The sequence below is a fragment of the Streptomyces sp. NPDC032472 genome, from assembly GCF_040636955.1.
Lineage (GTDB): Bacteria > Actinomycetota > Actinomycetes > Streptomycetales > Streptomycetaceae > Streptomyces.
On sequence record NZ_JBEZVK010000036.1, the window covers coordinates 22,604 to 35,471 of the forward strand.

Here is a 12,868-nt window from a genome sequence, read left to right on the forward strand (position 1 = left end):
GCGGCGCGCTCTCGTGGTGTCTGGTGGGTGGTACGGGAGGTGGGGATCGGGCGCCGGGGGGTCGGGCGCGTGGGGCTCGGGCGCGCCGGGGACGGGCCCGTGGGGCTCAGGCGTGGAAGGGCAGGCCGGCGTCGGGCGCGAGCTCCAGGTCGTCGCCCTCGGGCGGCGGAAGGAGACTGGCGCTGCCGTCGCTGACGGGGACCACGCCCAGCTCCAGGAGCTCGGCCATGGCCGCGCTGCCCGCCATGTCGCGGACCTGGAGCTGGTAGCGGGGGGTGGTGCGGTAGGTGCCGCCGGCGTCGTCCCCGGTGCGCTGGAGGAAGCCGGAGTCGGTGAGGAAGGCGGTGGCCTTGCCGACGATGCCGGTGGTGGAGCCGGCGAGGCGGCGGGCGTCCTTGGTGGCACCGGTCGCGCTGCGGCGGGCGTAGACGCGCCAGGCGGCTTCGAGGCCGGGGGCGTCGCTGGCCGGGTCGGTGTTCTCGCCGAGCTCCTCGGCCCGCTCCTCCAGACGGCGGCAGGCCTGGCGGACGAAGGCGTCGACGCCGTTGACGGTGACGCGGCCGATGTAGCCGTCGTCGGCGAGGTCCTCGGGCCGCGGGAAGGCGAGGGCGGCGACGGCGAGGTGGGCCAGGCCGTGCAGGAACCGGTCGCCGGAGTCGGCGGTGGTGCGGCGGGCGTAGTCGCCCATGCGGACGGCGAAGACGGAGTCCTCGCCGGCGGCGACGGCCATGCCGGCGCGCGGCGAGACCTCCAGGACGACCAGGCCCAGGCCGGTGGCCACGGCGTCGGCGAGACGGCCGAAGGCGGGGTCCTCGCGGTAGCGGCGCAGCAGTTCGGCGTATTCGGCGTCGCGGGCGGGCAGCAGCTTGGGCTGCAGTCCGAACGCGACGAGCCGGGCCGCGTCCGCGGCGTCGGCGGGGGTCACGTGTGAGCCGGCCGGGGCCGGAGCCGACGGCGCGTCGGGCTCGCTCCACGCGGGGTGCTCGGCGTGGTGGTCGCTCACGGGTACTGCCTCTCGTACGGTGCGGCTGCCGGGACGGACGAGCTCACGGGGACGGGGTGGTGCGGGGCGGCGGCAGGTTCCGGTCGGGGGACCGACCGGGGGCGGTGCCGGGCCGGCGCGGGACGCTGCAGGGGCGGCGGGGGTGTCATGCCGCCTCCGTGCGGTCCGCGGTCATGGCAACCGCGTCCAGCAGGGCGGTGCCCACGATCAGGTCGGCTCCGCCGAACTCGGGGTCGTCCAGCTGCGTACCGTCGTCCACGGCGAACAGCAGCCGCTCCTCGCCCTGCCGGTAGGCCGTGCCGACGGCCGGGCTGGCCGCGTGGACGGCCAGCAGGGCCACCAGGTACGGCAGGTCCGGGTCGCTGCGCCGGGCCTCGGCGAGCAGCCCCGACAGGCGGCGCGGGGCGTCGTGCGGCAGGTCCAGCAGCTGCATCGCGGCGGCCAGCTGCTCCTCGCTGAAGCGGCTGTCGTCGGGAGTGGCGATGAGGTCGGGCTCGGGCATCTCGGCGCCGAGGTGCTCGCGCTCCACCGGCGGGGTCAGCAGTATCTCCACGAGGTCCGCGACCCGAACGGAGACGGGCGTGCGCAGGCCGGTGCCGCGGGCGAAGAAGGCGTCGGTGACCCGCGTGGCGTCGGCGACGGGCAGCGGCAGGACGGGGGCGACCAGCTGCCCGTACAGGTCGATGCCCGAGCGCGGCGCGGGCGCGGCGAAGGCCTGGCGGTCCTGCTCGGCGCGGAACAGCGGTCCGGCGTCGAGCAGCCGGGACTGCAGCTGGGTGTGGCGGCGGATGCAGTCCTTGACGATGTCGACGAGCTCGGCGGCGCGCCGCTTGTTCTCCGGCTCCTCCGCCTCGTCGCGGGCCTTGCGGATGTTGGTGAGGATCGCGTTCTCGTGCCGGTAGCGGTCGGCGACGTGGTCGAGGGCCTCTTCGATCATGTCGGGCACGGACTGGAGCCAGTCCACGGCGCGCACGTTGCGCCGGGTCGCGTCGAGGGTGCGGCGGAGGGTCTCGGCGTACTGGACGGTGCGGTAGCGGGCCTGCTCGGCGGCGAGCTGGGCGTCCGCGAGGCGGCCCCGGCTGACGAGGACCTCCAGCTTGACCTCGGCGGCGATCTGCGCGCTGGTGACGTCGGTGTCGAGGGCGCCGACCAGGACGTTGACGGCCTCGTCCGTCGTGCGGAGGTAGACCGCGCCGCCGTAGCCGGGGACCTCCTCGATCAGCTTGAAGTCGTAGTCGCGGCGGACGTAGACGCCGTCGGGGCCGAAGGTGCCGTAGATCGCACGGAAGCCGCGGTCGACGCTGCCGACGTTGATCAGGTTCTCCAGCACCCAGCGGGCCACCCGCTCGTGCTCGGCGGCGGGCCGCTGCGGGGCCTGGGCGGCGACGCGCGGCAGCAGTCGGGCCACTATCTGCTCGTGGTCGGCGCCGGTGTCGAAGTCCATGTTCAGCGTGACCAGGTCGATCGCGGCGAGCGCGACCTCCGCCATCGCGTAGATCCCGTACTCGCCGGCGAGGTTGGCCTTGCGGACGTCGAGGTCGTGGAGCGGGGCGGTGCAGGCGAGCGCGCGCAGCCGCCGGGCCAGGCCCTCGTCGGCGGCCGGGCCCGGCGCCGGGGAGGGGATGGGCTTCGCCGGGGCAGGGAGAGTCACGGACAAAGATTAGGCGCTGACACGGACAACATCCCAAACGGCATGGTTCGGCCGGATCGGTCCGGGCGGGTAGGGGCGGGTCGGGGCCTCCGTGGCCGCAGCGTTGTTCCACGTTCTACGCTCACGCCATGGCTTCCATGATCACACCTCTGATCGATCTCAACGCCGACCTGGGTGAGGGTTTCGGGCGCTGGACGCTCACCGATGACGAGGCCCTGCTGTCCGTCGTCACGAGCGCCAACGTCGCCTGCGGCTTCCACGCCGGTGACCCCTCCATCATGCGGCGGGTCTGCGAGCTGGCTGCGCAGCGGGGTGTGCGGATCGGCGCGCAGGTGTCGTACCGCGATCTGGCGGGCTTCGGGCGGCGCGCGATGGACGTGCCGGCGGGCGAGCTCGCGGACGAGGTGGCGTACCAGATCGGGGCGCTGGAGGTCTTCGCCCGTGCGGCCGGCTCCCGGGTGTCGTACGTGAAGCCGCACGGTGCGCTGTACAACCGCACCGTGTACGACGCCGACCAGGCGGGCGCGGTGGTGGCCGGGATCCGCATGGCGGCCGCGGCCGGGGGCGGTGACCTGCCGGTGCTGGGCCTGCCCGGGTCGCTGCTGCTGGCCGCTGCCGAGGCGGCCGGGCTGACCCCCGTGCCGGAGGCCTTCGCGGACCGGGCGTACACCGCGGCCGGGACGCTGGTGCCGCGCGGCGAGCCGGGGGCGGTGGTGCACGACCCGGACGCGGTGGTCGCGCGGGCGGTGGCGATGGCGGCCGAGGGCACCGTGACCGCCGCGGACGGCTCGCGGGTGGCGGTGGCGGCCCGGTCGCTGTGCCTGCACGGGGACACCCCGGGTGCGGCGGGGCTCGCGCTGCGGGTGCGCGAGGCGCTGGCGCAGGCGGGCGTGCGCGTGGAGGCCTTCGCGTGAGGGCGATGGTGGTGGGCGGCGAGGCGGTGCTCGTCGAGCTGGACTCGGCGGCCGAGGTGGCCGCCCTCCACGCGGAGGTGCTGCGCCGACGCGCGGCGGGCGAGCTGGGGGGTGCGGGCGAGCTGCGCGGCGCGGCGGCCGGCGGCGTACGCGATGTGGTGCCGGCCGCGCGGACGGTGCTGCTGGACGGCGTACGCGACCCTGCGGCGCTGGCCGAGCGGATCGTGCGCTGGGAGGTGCCGCCGCTCCGGGAGACGCAGGGGCCGCTGGTCACCGTCCCCGTGCGGTACGACGGGCCGGACCTCGCGGAGGTGGCCCGGCTGTGGGGCACGGCGGAGCGGGAGGTGGCGGAGGTCGTCGGCTCGGTGGTGTTCCGGGTGGCGTTCTGCGGGTTCGCTCCCGGGTTCGGGTACCTGACCGGGCTGCCGGAGCGCTTCCACCTGCCGCGCCGGGCCACACCGCGGACGGCCGTCCCGGCCGGCTCGCTGGCGCTGGCGGGCGAGTACGCCGGGGTGTACCCGCGTTCCTCCCCCGGCGGCTGGCAGCTGATCGGGACCGCGGACGCCGTGCTGTGGGACCCGCAGCGAGAGCCGGCGGCGCTGTTCGCGCCGGGGGTACGGGTGCGGTTCGAGGAGGTGGCGGGGTGAGCGGGGGCTCTGTGGCTGCGGCGGTGCTGGAAGTGGTCCGTCCGGGGGCGCTGACCACGGTCCAGGACCGGGGCCGGCCCGGATACGCCCACCTGGGCGTGCCGCGGTCCGGCGCACTGGACGCCGGAGCGTACGCCCTGGCCAACCGGCTCCTGGGCAACCCCCCGGGCGCGGCCGCGCTGGAGACCACCGTGGACGGGGTCGGGCTGCGGGTGGTGGGCCCGGCCGGGAGCGCGGTGACCGCGGCCGTCACCGGTGCGCCGTGTGCGGTACGGATCTCCGGGCGCCCGGCGGCCTGGGGAGCGCCGGTCCGGGTCCCGGCGGGGGCGGTGCTGGAGGTCGGCCGGGCGGAGTCGGGGGTGCGCAGCTACGTCGCCGTGCGGGGAGGCCTGGGCGTGCCGCCGGTGCTGGGCAGTCGCTCCACGGACCTGCTGTCCGGGCTGGGCCCGGCCGTACCGGTGGCGGGGACGGTGCTCCCGGTCGGCCCGGCCGGCCCGGACCCGGTCCGCGGGGCGGACACGCTGCGGGCGCCGGGGGCTCCGGCCGAGCTGGTGCTCCCGCTGGGGCCGGGGCCGCGGGCGGACTGGTTCGAGCCGGCTTCGCTCGCCGCGCTGTGGCGTTCGGTGTACCGGGTGTCCCCGGCGTCGAACCGGATCGGCCTGCGCACGGAGGCCGGACCGCCACTGGCCCGCGCCCGCTCCGGGGAGCTCCCGAGCGAGGGGATGGTCCTGGGCGCGGTCCAGGTCCCGCCGGACGGCATGCCGGTGGTCTTCCTGGCGGACCACCCGGTCACGGGCGGCTACCCGGTGGTCGGCGTGGTCCCCCCGGGCCCGGCCTTGAACGCAGCGGCCCAGTCCCGGCCGGGGGTTCCGGTGCGCTTCGTGAGGTGCCGCTGAGGCCCCCGTGCCGGTGGAGCGGCCGCCGAATGCCGCCCGCGCGACGGGCGGTGAAACGTTCCCGGTGAAACGTTCAGGGAGGGTTCGGCCAAGTACAGGGTGAGAGGGGCCGATCGGGTTCCGTAGAACAGGGGAGGTTGCCGGGTGCGCAGCCCACGACAGGAGACCGGCCCACCGGATCTCACGACGCACGACGGGTTCGGGGCGTTCTACGAGCAGCACATCGACGCCGTCCTCGGCTTCGTGACCCGCCGGGTCAGCGACCCCCACCTGGCGGCGGACCTGACAGCCGACATCTTCCTCGCCGCCATGGGGTCGGCCGGCGCCTACCGGCCCCGCCGGGGCGCACCGATCGCCTGGCTGTTCGGCATAGCCCGCAACGTCCTGGCGGGCCACGCCCGGGGGCTGGCCCGCGAGAGCGGCGCGCTGGCGCGTCTGAGCGGGCGCCGCCTGCTCGACGAGGAGGACGTCGCCGCGCTGGAGGAGCGGATCGATGCCGAACGGGCCTTCCGGGCCCTGGCCGAGCGCCATGCGGCGCTCTCGGAGCCGCTGCGCGCGGCGCTGGACCTGGTGGTCGTCGACGAGCTCACCCCCGCCGAGGCCGCGCAGGCCCTCGGCGTCACCCAGGCGACGGTCCGGGTCCGCCTGCACCGCGCCCGGCGCGCCCTGCGCTCGGCGATCCCCGTTCCCGACGTTCCCGAATCCCGGCTGGAGGCAGCCCGATGAGCAGCAGGCCGCGCGCGTTCGAGGAGCAGCTGAAGGCGGCGCTGCTTGCGAGGATGCCGGAGCCGCCGGCTCCCGCCCCCGCCCGCTCGTTCGCCAGGCGGTACGGGATCCCGCTGGGCGTGGCCGTTGCGACGGCCGTGGCGGCAGGGCTGGTGGTGGCCCTGCCGGGCTCCGGCCGGGAAGGCTCGCTGCCGGCGCAGGTGTCCTCGACGCCCGCGCCGATGGTGTCTCCCCCTCCGACGGGCTCCGCGGCGACCGCGCTTGTGCCCCCGCCCGTGCCGACGGGCTCGGCCGCGACGGGGGTTTCGCCCGCGCCCACCAGGGACAGCAGTGGAAGCATCACGGTCGACAGGCCCCGGCACGACCAGATACCGGGACTGGTGGAGCAGCTGCGGGCCCTGGGGGTCACCGTCGCACTGATGCCCAAGAAGCCCAGCTCGCAGTGCCCGCATCCGAGCGGGGGCTACCGGGGGCCGCAGTTCCTTCCGGGGACCACGACCCGCGATCCGGACAGCGAGGTCCTCCAGCACGACGGCAACAGGATGGTGCTGAGGATCAACTCCAAGACCGTCCCCCCGGGCCACACCCTCGTGTTCGGGTGGCCCGACCGGCCGCCGACCAGTGAGGAGTCGATCAGCTTCGGGGTGAAGGAGACCTCGAAGCTGACACCGTGCGAGATCGACAACTCCAGGGGACCGGACCCCCTGTTCCCGACCGGCGCGCCGCCGCAGTAGCGGGCACGGACGCGCACGCGCCGTGGGCCGGCCCTTCGAGGGGCCGGCCCACGGCGTTGCGTGCGTGCGGGCGGTCGGGAAGCGGGTCCTAGACGGCCGATTCGGGGGCGATGCGGCTGCGGACCGCCGACTGGACGTCTTCCTCCTCCGCCGGGTCCGTGGCCAGGCGGCGCAGGCGCGGGGCCACGCGGGCGTCGGCGGTTTCGGCGTGGCGGGCCGCGACCTCGCGGGTGGTCTCCTCGCAGTCCCAGAGGCACTCCACCGCGAAGCCCGCCGCGAACGTCGGGTCCGTGCCCGCCAGGGCGCGGGCCGCGCGGCCGCGCAGGTGGGACGAGGCCGTCTCGCGGTAGATGTGCCGCAGCACCGGTGCCGCGCAGCCGATGGAGAGCCGGCCGGCGCCGTCGACGAGGGCGAACAGGCGCGGGGAGTCCGGGCCGCAGCCGCGGACGGTGGAGCGCAGGGCGCCCAGGACGAGCTCGGTGTCCTCGGCCCCGCCGTGGGCGGCGAGGAGCGCGGCGGCGGCTTCGCCGAGGGCGTCGGGCCGGTGGGCCCAGCTGCGGGCGCGGTCGAGGGCGGCGGGGCCGCACATGCGCTCGTAGGCGGCGACGGCGGCTTCGTCCGCGGCGGCTTCGATGAGGTCCAGGACGGCCGGGTTCTCGGGTTCGGCGAGGACCAGGTGGTGCAGGGCGGTGGCGCGGGCGGCGTCCCCGTGGGCTCCGGCGGCCGCGGCGAGGATGGTGCCGCGGTCCTCGGGGGAGGCGACGGCGGCCAGACAGCGCGCGGCGGGCACGTGCAGCGGGGTGCCGCGGCGCAGGCCGTCGGCGGCCCAGTCGAAGACGGCCTGGACGCCCCAGCCGGGCCGGGGCCCGTTGGGGGTGAGCTGGCGCTGCCAGCGGTCGAAGGAGCCCTGGCGGCGGGCCGCGGCGAGGCGCTCGCCGTACTCGGCGGTCTCCTCCCACAGGCACCAGGGCCGGGGCTCGTAGGCGTCGCGGACGGCGGCGGCCAGCCGCGCCTCGCCCTCGGCGGTGGCGGGGAAGCGGGCGAGGACGGGTGCGGCGAGGGACAGCAGTCCCTCGTCGTCGTCGCGCAGGGCGAGCTCGTCGAGGGCCCAGGCCCAGTTGGCTCCGGCGGCGGCGTACCTGCGCAGCAGGATGAGCGCGTCGTCGCGGCCGTACGAGGCGAGGTGGCCCAGGACGGACAGGGCGAGGCCGGTGCGGTGTTCGCAGTCGTCGACGAGGTCCTCGGCGCTGAAGAGGTGGCTCTCGATCTCGCCCAGCGGTCCGTCGAGGTCCAGGTACAGGCGTGCGTAGTACAGGGAGCGGTTCTCTACCTGCCAGTCCTGGCGCGGGTCACGGAGCACGCATTGGTTGAGGGCCGCGAGGGCCTCGGGCCGGGGGGCCGCCAGGGCGTGCAGGGTGCCGTCGCCGCGGCCCCGCTGGAGGAGCCCGAGCAGGGTGCCGCTTGGCGCTATGACTGGTTCGAACATGGGAATGGCCTCAAATCAAGCTGGGGACGCAACCGGGAATCAGGGTTCACAGGGCCGCGTAACAGCATGTGAGGACGTTCGCCGTCGTGTTCCGCTCGATGTAGACCATTGCCTTCTCACTCTCGTCGGTGCTTCGCGACCAAGGCGGCCGGTTCGCCAGCAGGTGGCTCGGACACCCGTCGTGTCCTGCCCCCTCCTGCCCGTCCGCCGTGCTCGCGAATCGAATCCGACGCCATGATGACCCAGCCGGTTTGTGCGCCGCGACCACATTTACGGCCGCCGTGACCAACCCGTGAGGTCGGTGGCCGATCGGAGCATGCCAGGTCACGGCCAAAAGCGGACTGTTGGGCTCCGACTACTTGCGCTAGTTGGCCCCGAACAGCTCCAGCAGTTCGGCCTTGGCGAACATGCGGGCCGTGTCCACGGCGGACGGGGTGCCGGCGTGCGGGTCGGCGCCCGCGGCGAGCAGGGCCCGGATGACGGCTTCCTCGCCCTTGAATACGGCTCCGGCCAGCGGGGTCTGGCCGCGGTCGTTGGCGCGGTCGGCCTCGGCGCCCCGCTGGAGCAGGGCGGTGACGGTGTCGGCGTGGCCGTGGTAGGCGGCCAGCATGACGAGGGTGTCGCCGCGGTCGTTGGTGAGGTTGGCCGGGACTCCGTGGTCGAGGTACGCGGCGAGCGTCGCGGTCTCGCCCTGGCGGGCGAGGTCGAAGATCTTGGTGGCGAGCTCGATGACGTCCTCGTCGGGAGCCTCGGGGGCATCGGCAGCCCCGGAGGTCTCGGGGGCCACGGGGGCCTCGGGAGCCTCGTGGGAGCCGTTTTCGGTGGGCTGGTGCTCGCTCATCGTTCGTGCCGCCTTTCACAGGACAGGAGGGCAGGGGTGTGCACGGGCTGCGTCCGTACGGGTGAATCGCCAGAGTAGCGCCCGGACCTGCACATACGGGGTGCAGGTCGAGGCAAGGATGCCGGTTGGCCCCCGATCGGCCCAGGTGGGACGCGGTGGGTCTGCAGCCGGTCCGCCGGCCGGCCGGGGCCGGGGGCGATGCCGGTGTGCGGCGGCTCCGCCAGCCGGCATGGGCCGGTCAAGTGAAACGGAGCGGAATTCACCCGTACGCACCTTTTATCGCATTGATACTTCCTGTGAGCCTGGGACAACTGATGGTGACTGTCCCCACTCACCAGGAGAACTCATGATCCTGTCCATCTCGGGCGTCGTCCTGCTCGGCATCATCGCCTTCCTGTTCTTCAAGAAGGACGGGATGAAGCTGTCCCACGCCTTCGTCTGCGCGCTGTTCGGCTTCTTCCTCGCGGGTTCCGCCATCGCCCCCAGCATCACGGCGAGCACGGCCAGCCTCGCGAGCCTGCTCGGCGGGATCAAGCTCTAGCCGCCCGCCCCTCCCGCCCCACCACGACTCCAGGAGACGCCCGTGGCCCGGCGCCCACTCCCCCGCATCACCTTCAGCGGCATCCCGTCGCCGGCCCGGGGGCGCGAGCTTGCCCGCGCGGCAGCCGACCACGCCACGGACGTCCTCCATCCGCTGCTGGTCATCGGGCGCGGCCTGCGCGTCCTGGCCGCGGCGGGGCGGCGCCGGTGGGCCGGGACCCCCAAGGACAGGCGCGGTCCCGCGCTGTTCTTCGGCGCCGCCTGCGTCCTCGTGGTCGCGCTCGTCCCGTACGGGCCGCTGCTCACCCTCGTCACCCTGATGGCGGCGGCCGCCTGGCACGGCCGCGAGCGCACCCCGGTCAAGGCGGAGCCCACTCCCGCCGAGACCCAGCGGCTGGGCGCGCTGTACGAGGCGCTCGTGCCGTACTTCTCCATCCCGGAGGATCCCAGTCCGCTGTTCGCCCACGGCGGGGACTGGGCCCGGGTCTTCAGCGGGTACGCGTTCGACGGCGCGGGCCGCCTCACGCGGCTGAGCATCCGCTACCCCGCCTACTTCACCGACGGCGAGGCGGCCTCGCGGGCCCGGATCGAGGCCCTGCTGCGCGCGAAGTCCGGGCGCGGCCGGGAGTACCTCTTCGACTGGGACGAGGAGGGCAACGAGCTCGTCCTGAGGGTGCTGGACGCCCTCCCGACGGGGATCGCCGCGCAGCCGTTCGTCACCTCGCCCGGGGAGACGGTGCTCGGCTTCACCGACGGGGACGACGTGCAGCGCACGCTGCCCGTCCTGGAGGACGGCGAGCCGCGGGACGTGCCGCCGGTGATCTGGCGCACCGGGCCGCGCTCCACGGAGCCGCACCTGCTGGCCGTGGGCCAGCCGGGCAGCGGGGCCTCGACGCTGCTGCGCTCGATCGCGCTGCAGGCGCTGGCGCACGGGGGCGACGTACTGGTGGTGGAGGGCGGGGGCCGCGGGGAGTTCGCCTGCCTGTCGGGCCGCAGCGGCGTGCTCGCCGTGGAGAGCGGGCCGGCCGGGGCGCTGGCCATGCTGGAGTGGGCTGCGCACGAGACCGAGCGGCGGCTGATCGCGGCCCACCGGGCGCGGGAGGCGGGCCGTCCGGCGCCGGACGACACCCGGCGGCCGCTGTGGATCCTGCTGGACCGGCCCAGCGTGCTCGCGCACCTCGCGGCCGCCGAGGGGGCCCCCGACCCGCTGGCACGGCTGCAGGTGCCGCTGCGGCACGGGCGCGCCGCGCACATCACGGTGGCGGTGGCCGAGCAGTTCGACCACATGGAGCTGCTGGACGATGCGGTACGGCAGCACACGCGGGCCCGCGTGGCGCTGGGCGCGGCCTCGGTCCGGCAGCTCACGGAGGTGCTGGGGCTGCCGCCGCACACCACGCCGACGGCGCACGTGCCGCCGGGCCGCGGGTACGTGCGGCTCGGGACAGGTCCGGTGCACCGGCTGCAGGTGCCCGCGGCCCCGGACCCGTACGACGAAGCCGCGCCCCCGGCGCACCGCCAGGCGGTGCTGGAGCTGCTGCCCGGGCGTCCGTCGGGGGCCGCGGCCGGCGGCCCGGAGCGGGTCGCCCTGGGCAAGCCGCTCCAGGCCCAGCCCCCGGCCCAGGGGCCCCCGGCGGACGCCGCTCCGCTGCCGGAGATCCCGGCCGAGGCCCCGTAGGGCCTGTCCGGCGGTCAGGCCACGAAGGTGCGCGGGGGTTCTGCACCGCTGCTGCCCGCTCCGGTGCCGACCAGGCGGGCGGCCGCCGCGAGGCGGGTCGCGGCCTCCTCGGCGACCGGGCCGCCGACGGTGAACGGGAGGCGGACGTAGCCCTCGAAGGCCCCGTCCACGCCGAACCGCGGGCCCGAGGGGACCCGTACGCCGACCCGCTCCCCGACCTCGGCCAGCCGCGACCCGGAGAGCCCGCCGGCCCGGGCCCACAGGGTGAGGCCGCCCTTCGGGACCTCGAACTCCCAGTCGGGCAGCTCCCGGCGGACGGCGGCGACCAGCGCGTCGCGGTTCTCGCGGGCCTGGCCGCGGCGGATTTCCACGGCCTCCTCCCAGCCGCCGGTCCGCATGAGCCAGTTCACGGCGAGCTGCTCCAGCACCGGCGTGCCGAGGTCGGCGTACGCGCGGGCCGCGACCAGGCTGCGGATGACGTCGGGCGCCGCACGGACCCAGCCGATCCGCATGCCGGCCCAGAAGGCCTTGCTGGCGGAGCCGACGGTGATCACGGTGGAGCCGGCCGGGTCGAAGGAGCAGACGGGCCGCGGCATCTCCAGGCCGGGGTCGAGCCGCAGCTCGGCCATGGTCTCGTCGACGACGAGCACCGTGCCGGCGGAGCGGGCCGCCTCGACCATGGCCCGGCGCTGCTCGGCGGAGGCGAGGGCGCCGGTGGGGTTGTGGAAGTCGGCGACGACGTAGGCGAGGCGGGGGGCGGCGTCGCGCAGCACCTGGCGCCAGGTGCCCAGGTCCCAGCCGGCGAGCCCGTCGGCCATGGCGACGGGGACGAGCCGCAGGCCGGCGGCGCGCATCAGCTGGAGGATGTTGGCGTAGGAGGGGGATTCGACGGCGATGCGCTCGCCGCGGCCCGCGAAGAGGCTGCAGATGGCGTCCATGGCGCCCATGGCCCCGGTGGTGACCATGATCTGCTCGGGCATGGTGGCGATGCCGCGCTCGGTGTAGCGGTCGGCGAGCATGCGGCGCAGGGCGGGCAGCCCGGCCGGGTAGTCGCCGTGGGTGTGCGCGTACGGCGGGAGTTCCTCCAGGGCGCCCTGCACGGCCTTGGTGAGCCAGGGCTCGGGGGCCGGGAGGGCGGCGCAGCCGAGGTCGATCATCGAGCCGAGGGATTCGGGCGGCAGGGGCTCCAGGCCCCGGGCGGGCAGCGGGTTGCCGGCGGGGACGGAGGTCCAGCTGCCGGCGCCGCGGCGGGATTCGAGGAAGCCCTCGCTGCGCAGGGCCTCGTAGGCGGCGGCGACGGTGGTGCGGGAGACGGAGAGGGCGACGGCGAGCTCGCGCTCGGCGGGGAGCCGGGCGGCCACGGGGACGCGGCCTTCGAGGACGAGCAGGCGGATGCCGTCGGCCAGCGACCGGTACGCGGGGAGCTTGCGCGCGCCGGGGAGGCCAGGCCGTTCCTGCTGGGAGGTGATGAGCCGTGCGAGCTGTGCGGCGCCCACCGCCGAGGTCCACTCCGCCATGCCGTCCGGTCCACCTTCGTCGAATTGGCCCCTGGTGGCGCGGGTTGCGCCTGGGATTGGATTGGCCGTGCGGCCTCAGGGTGCCACGCGAGGGGCCGCGAGGCCAGGGGCGGGGCGGGCGGGACCGGGCGGCGGCCGGTCGGCGGTCGGTCGGCGGCCGGTCGGCGGTCGGTCGGTCGGCGGTCGGTTGGCGGCCCACGGGCGGCCCACCGAGGGACCGGCCGGGCGGGTTCACCGC

General features: G+C 75.8%; 12 protein-coding genes. 7 read left to right on the forward strand and 5 right to left on the reverse strand.

The window, feature by feature from the left end:
* Positions 1–106: 106 nt before the first annotated feature.
* Together AB0F11_RS23680 and AB0F11_RS23685 are read right to left on the reverse strand one after the other, a co-directional pair.
* A complete protein-coding gene (locus AB0F11_RS23680; RefSeq protein ID WP_362177116.1) occupies positions 107–1,003 on the reverse strand; it encodes a hypothetical protein in 897 nt (298 codons plus the stop codon).
* A gap of 145 nt (positions 1,004–1,148) precedes the next feature.
* Positions 1,149–2,654: a hypothetical protein gene (locus AB0F11_RS23685; RefSeq protein WP_362177119.1), complete on the reverse strand. Its 1,506-nt coding sequence runs from the start codon at positions 2,652–2,654 to the stop codon at positions 1,149–1,151.
* Between the two features lie 149 nt (positions 2,655–2,803).
* On the opposite strand from AB0F11_RS23685, the gene AB0F11_RS23690 reads away from it, so the two are divergent.
* The 5 genes from AB0F11_RS23690 to AB0F11_RS23710 all read left to right on the forward strand — a co-directional run bounded on the left by AB0F11_RS23690 (position 2,804) and on the right by AB0F11_RS23710 (position 6,571).
* Positions 2,804–3,568 carry a 5-oxoprolinase subunit PxpA gene (locus AB0F11_RS23690; RefSeq protein WP_362177232.1) on the forward strand — a complete coding sequence of 255 codons (765 nt, stop codon included), beginning with the start codon at positions 2,804–2,806 and terminating at the stop codon, positions 3,566–3,568.
* A gap of 5 nt (positions 3,569–3,573) precedes the next feature.
* Positions 3,574–4,215 carry an allophanate hydrolase subunit 1 gene (locus tag AB0F11_RS23695; protein ID WP_362177235.1) on the forward strand — a complete coding sequence of 214 codons (642 nt, stop codon included), beginning with the start codon at positions 3,574–3,576 and terminating at the stop codon, positions 4,213–4,215.
* Positions 4,212–5,111, forward strand: coding sequence for a biotin-dependent carboxyltransferase family protein (locus AB0F11_RS23700; protein WP_362177122.1), 900 nt, complete (start codon positions 4,212–4,214; stop codon positions 5,109–5,111). Before AB0F11_RS23695 ends, AB0F11_RS23700 begins: the two co-directional genes overlap by 4 nt.
* 144 nt (positions 5,112–5,255) lie before the next feature.
* Positions 5,256–5,837 carry an RNA polymerase sigma factor gene (locus tag AB0F11_RS23705; RefSeq protein WP_362177125.1) on the forward strand — a complete coding sequence of 194 codons (582 nt, stop codon included), beginning with the start codon at positions 5,256–5,258 and terminating at the stop codon, positions 5,835–5,837.
* Positions 5,834–6,571: a hypothetical protein gene (locus AB0F11_RS23710; protein ID WP_362177128.1), complete on the forward strand. Its 738-nt coding sequence runs from the start codon at positions 5,834–5,836 to the stop codon at positions 6,569–6,571. Before AB0F11_RS23705 ends, AB0F11_RS23710 begins: the two co-directional genes overlap by 4 nt.
* Positions 6,572–6,659: 88 nt before the next feature.
* On the opposite strand, the gene AB0F11_RS23715 is transcribed toward AB0F11_RS23710, so the two are convergent.
* Both AB0F11_RS23715 and AB0F11_RS23720 read right to left on the reverse strand, forming a co-directional pair.
* Positions 6,660–8,057 carry a HEAT repeat domain-containing protein gene (locus AB0F11_RS23715; RefSeq protein WP_362177131.1) on the reverse strand — a complete coding sequence of 466 codons (1,398 nt, stop codon included), beginning with the start codon at positions 8,055–8,057 and terminating at the stop codon, positions 6,660–6,662.
* 364 nt (positions 8,058–8,421) lie between these two features.
* On the reverse strand, positions 8,422–8,898 hold the full coding sequence (locus AB0F11_RS23720) for an ankyrin repeat domain-containing protein (RefSeq protein ID WP_362177134.1): 477 nt from the start codon (positions 8,896–8,898) through the stop codon (positions 8,422–8,424).
* Between the two features lie 346 nt (positions 8,899–9,244).
* On the opposite strand from AB0F11_RS23720, the gene AB0F11_RS23725 reads away from it, so the two are divergent.
* Both AB0F11_RS23725 and AB0F11_RS23730 read left to right on the forward strand, forming a co-directional pair.
* Entirely contained in the window at positions 9,245–9,439 is a 195-nt protein-coding gene (locus AB0F11_RS23725) for a hypothetical protein (protein WP_030162614.1), read from the forward strand.
* A gap of 42 nt (positions 9,440–9,481) precedes the next feature.
* A complete protein-coding gene (locus AB0F11_RS23730) occupies positions 9,482–11,113 on the forward strand; it encodes a hypothetical protein (protein WP_362177137.1) in 1,632 nt (543 codons plus the stop codon).
* Positions 11,114–11,127: 14 nt separating this feature from the next.
* Here AB0F11_RS23730 and AB0F11_RS23735 read toward each other — a convergent pair whose 3' ends face one another.
* Entirely contained in the window at positions 11,128–12,630 is a 1,503-nt protein-coding gene (locus AB0F11_RS23735; RefSeq protein WP_362177140.1) for a PLP-dependent aminotransferase family protein, read from the reverse strand.
* Positions 12,631–12,868: the final 238 nt, after the last annotated feature.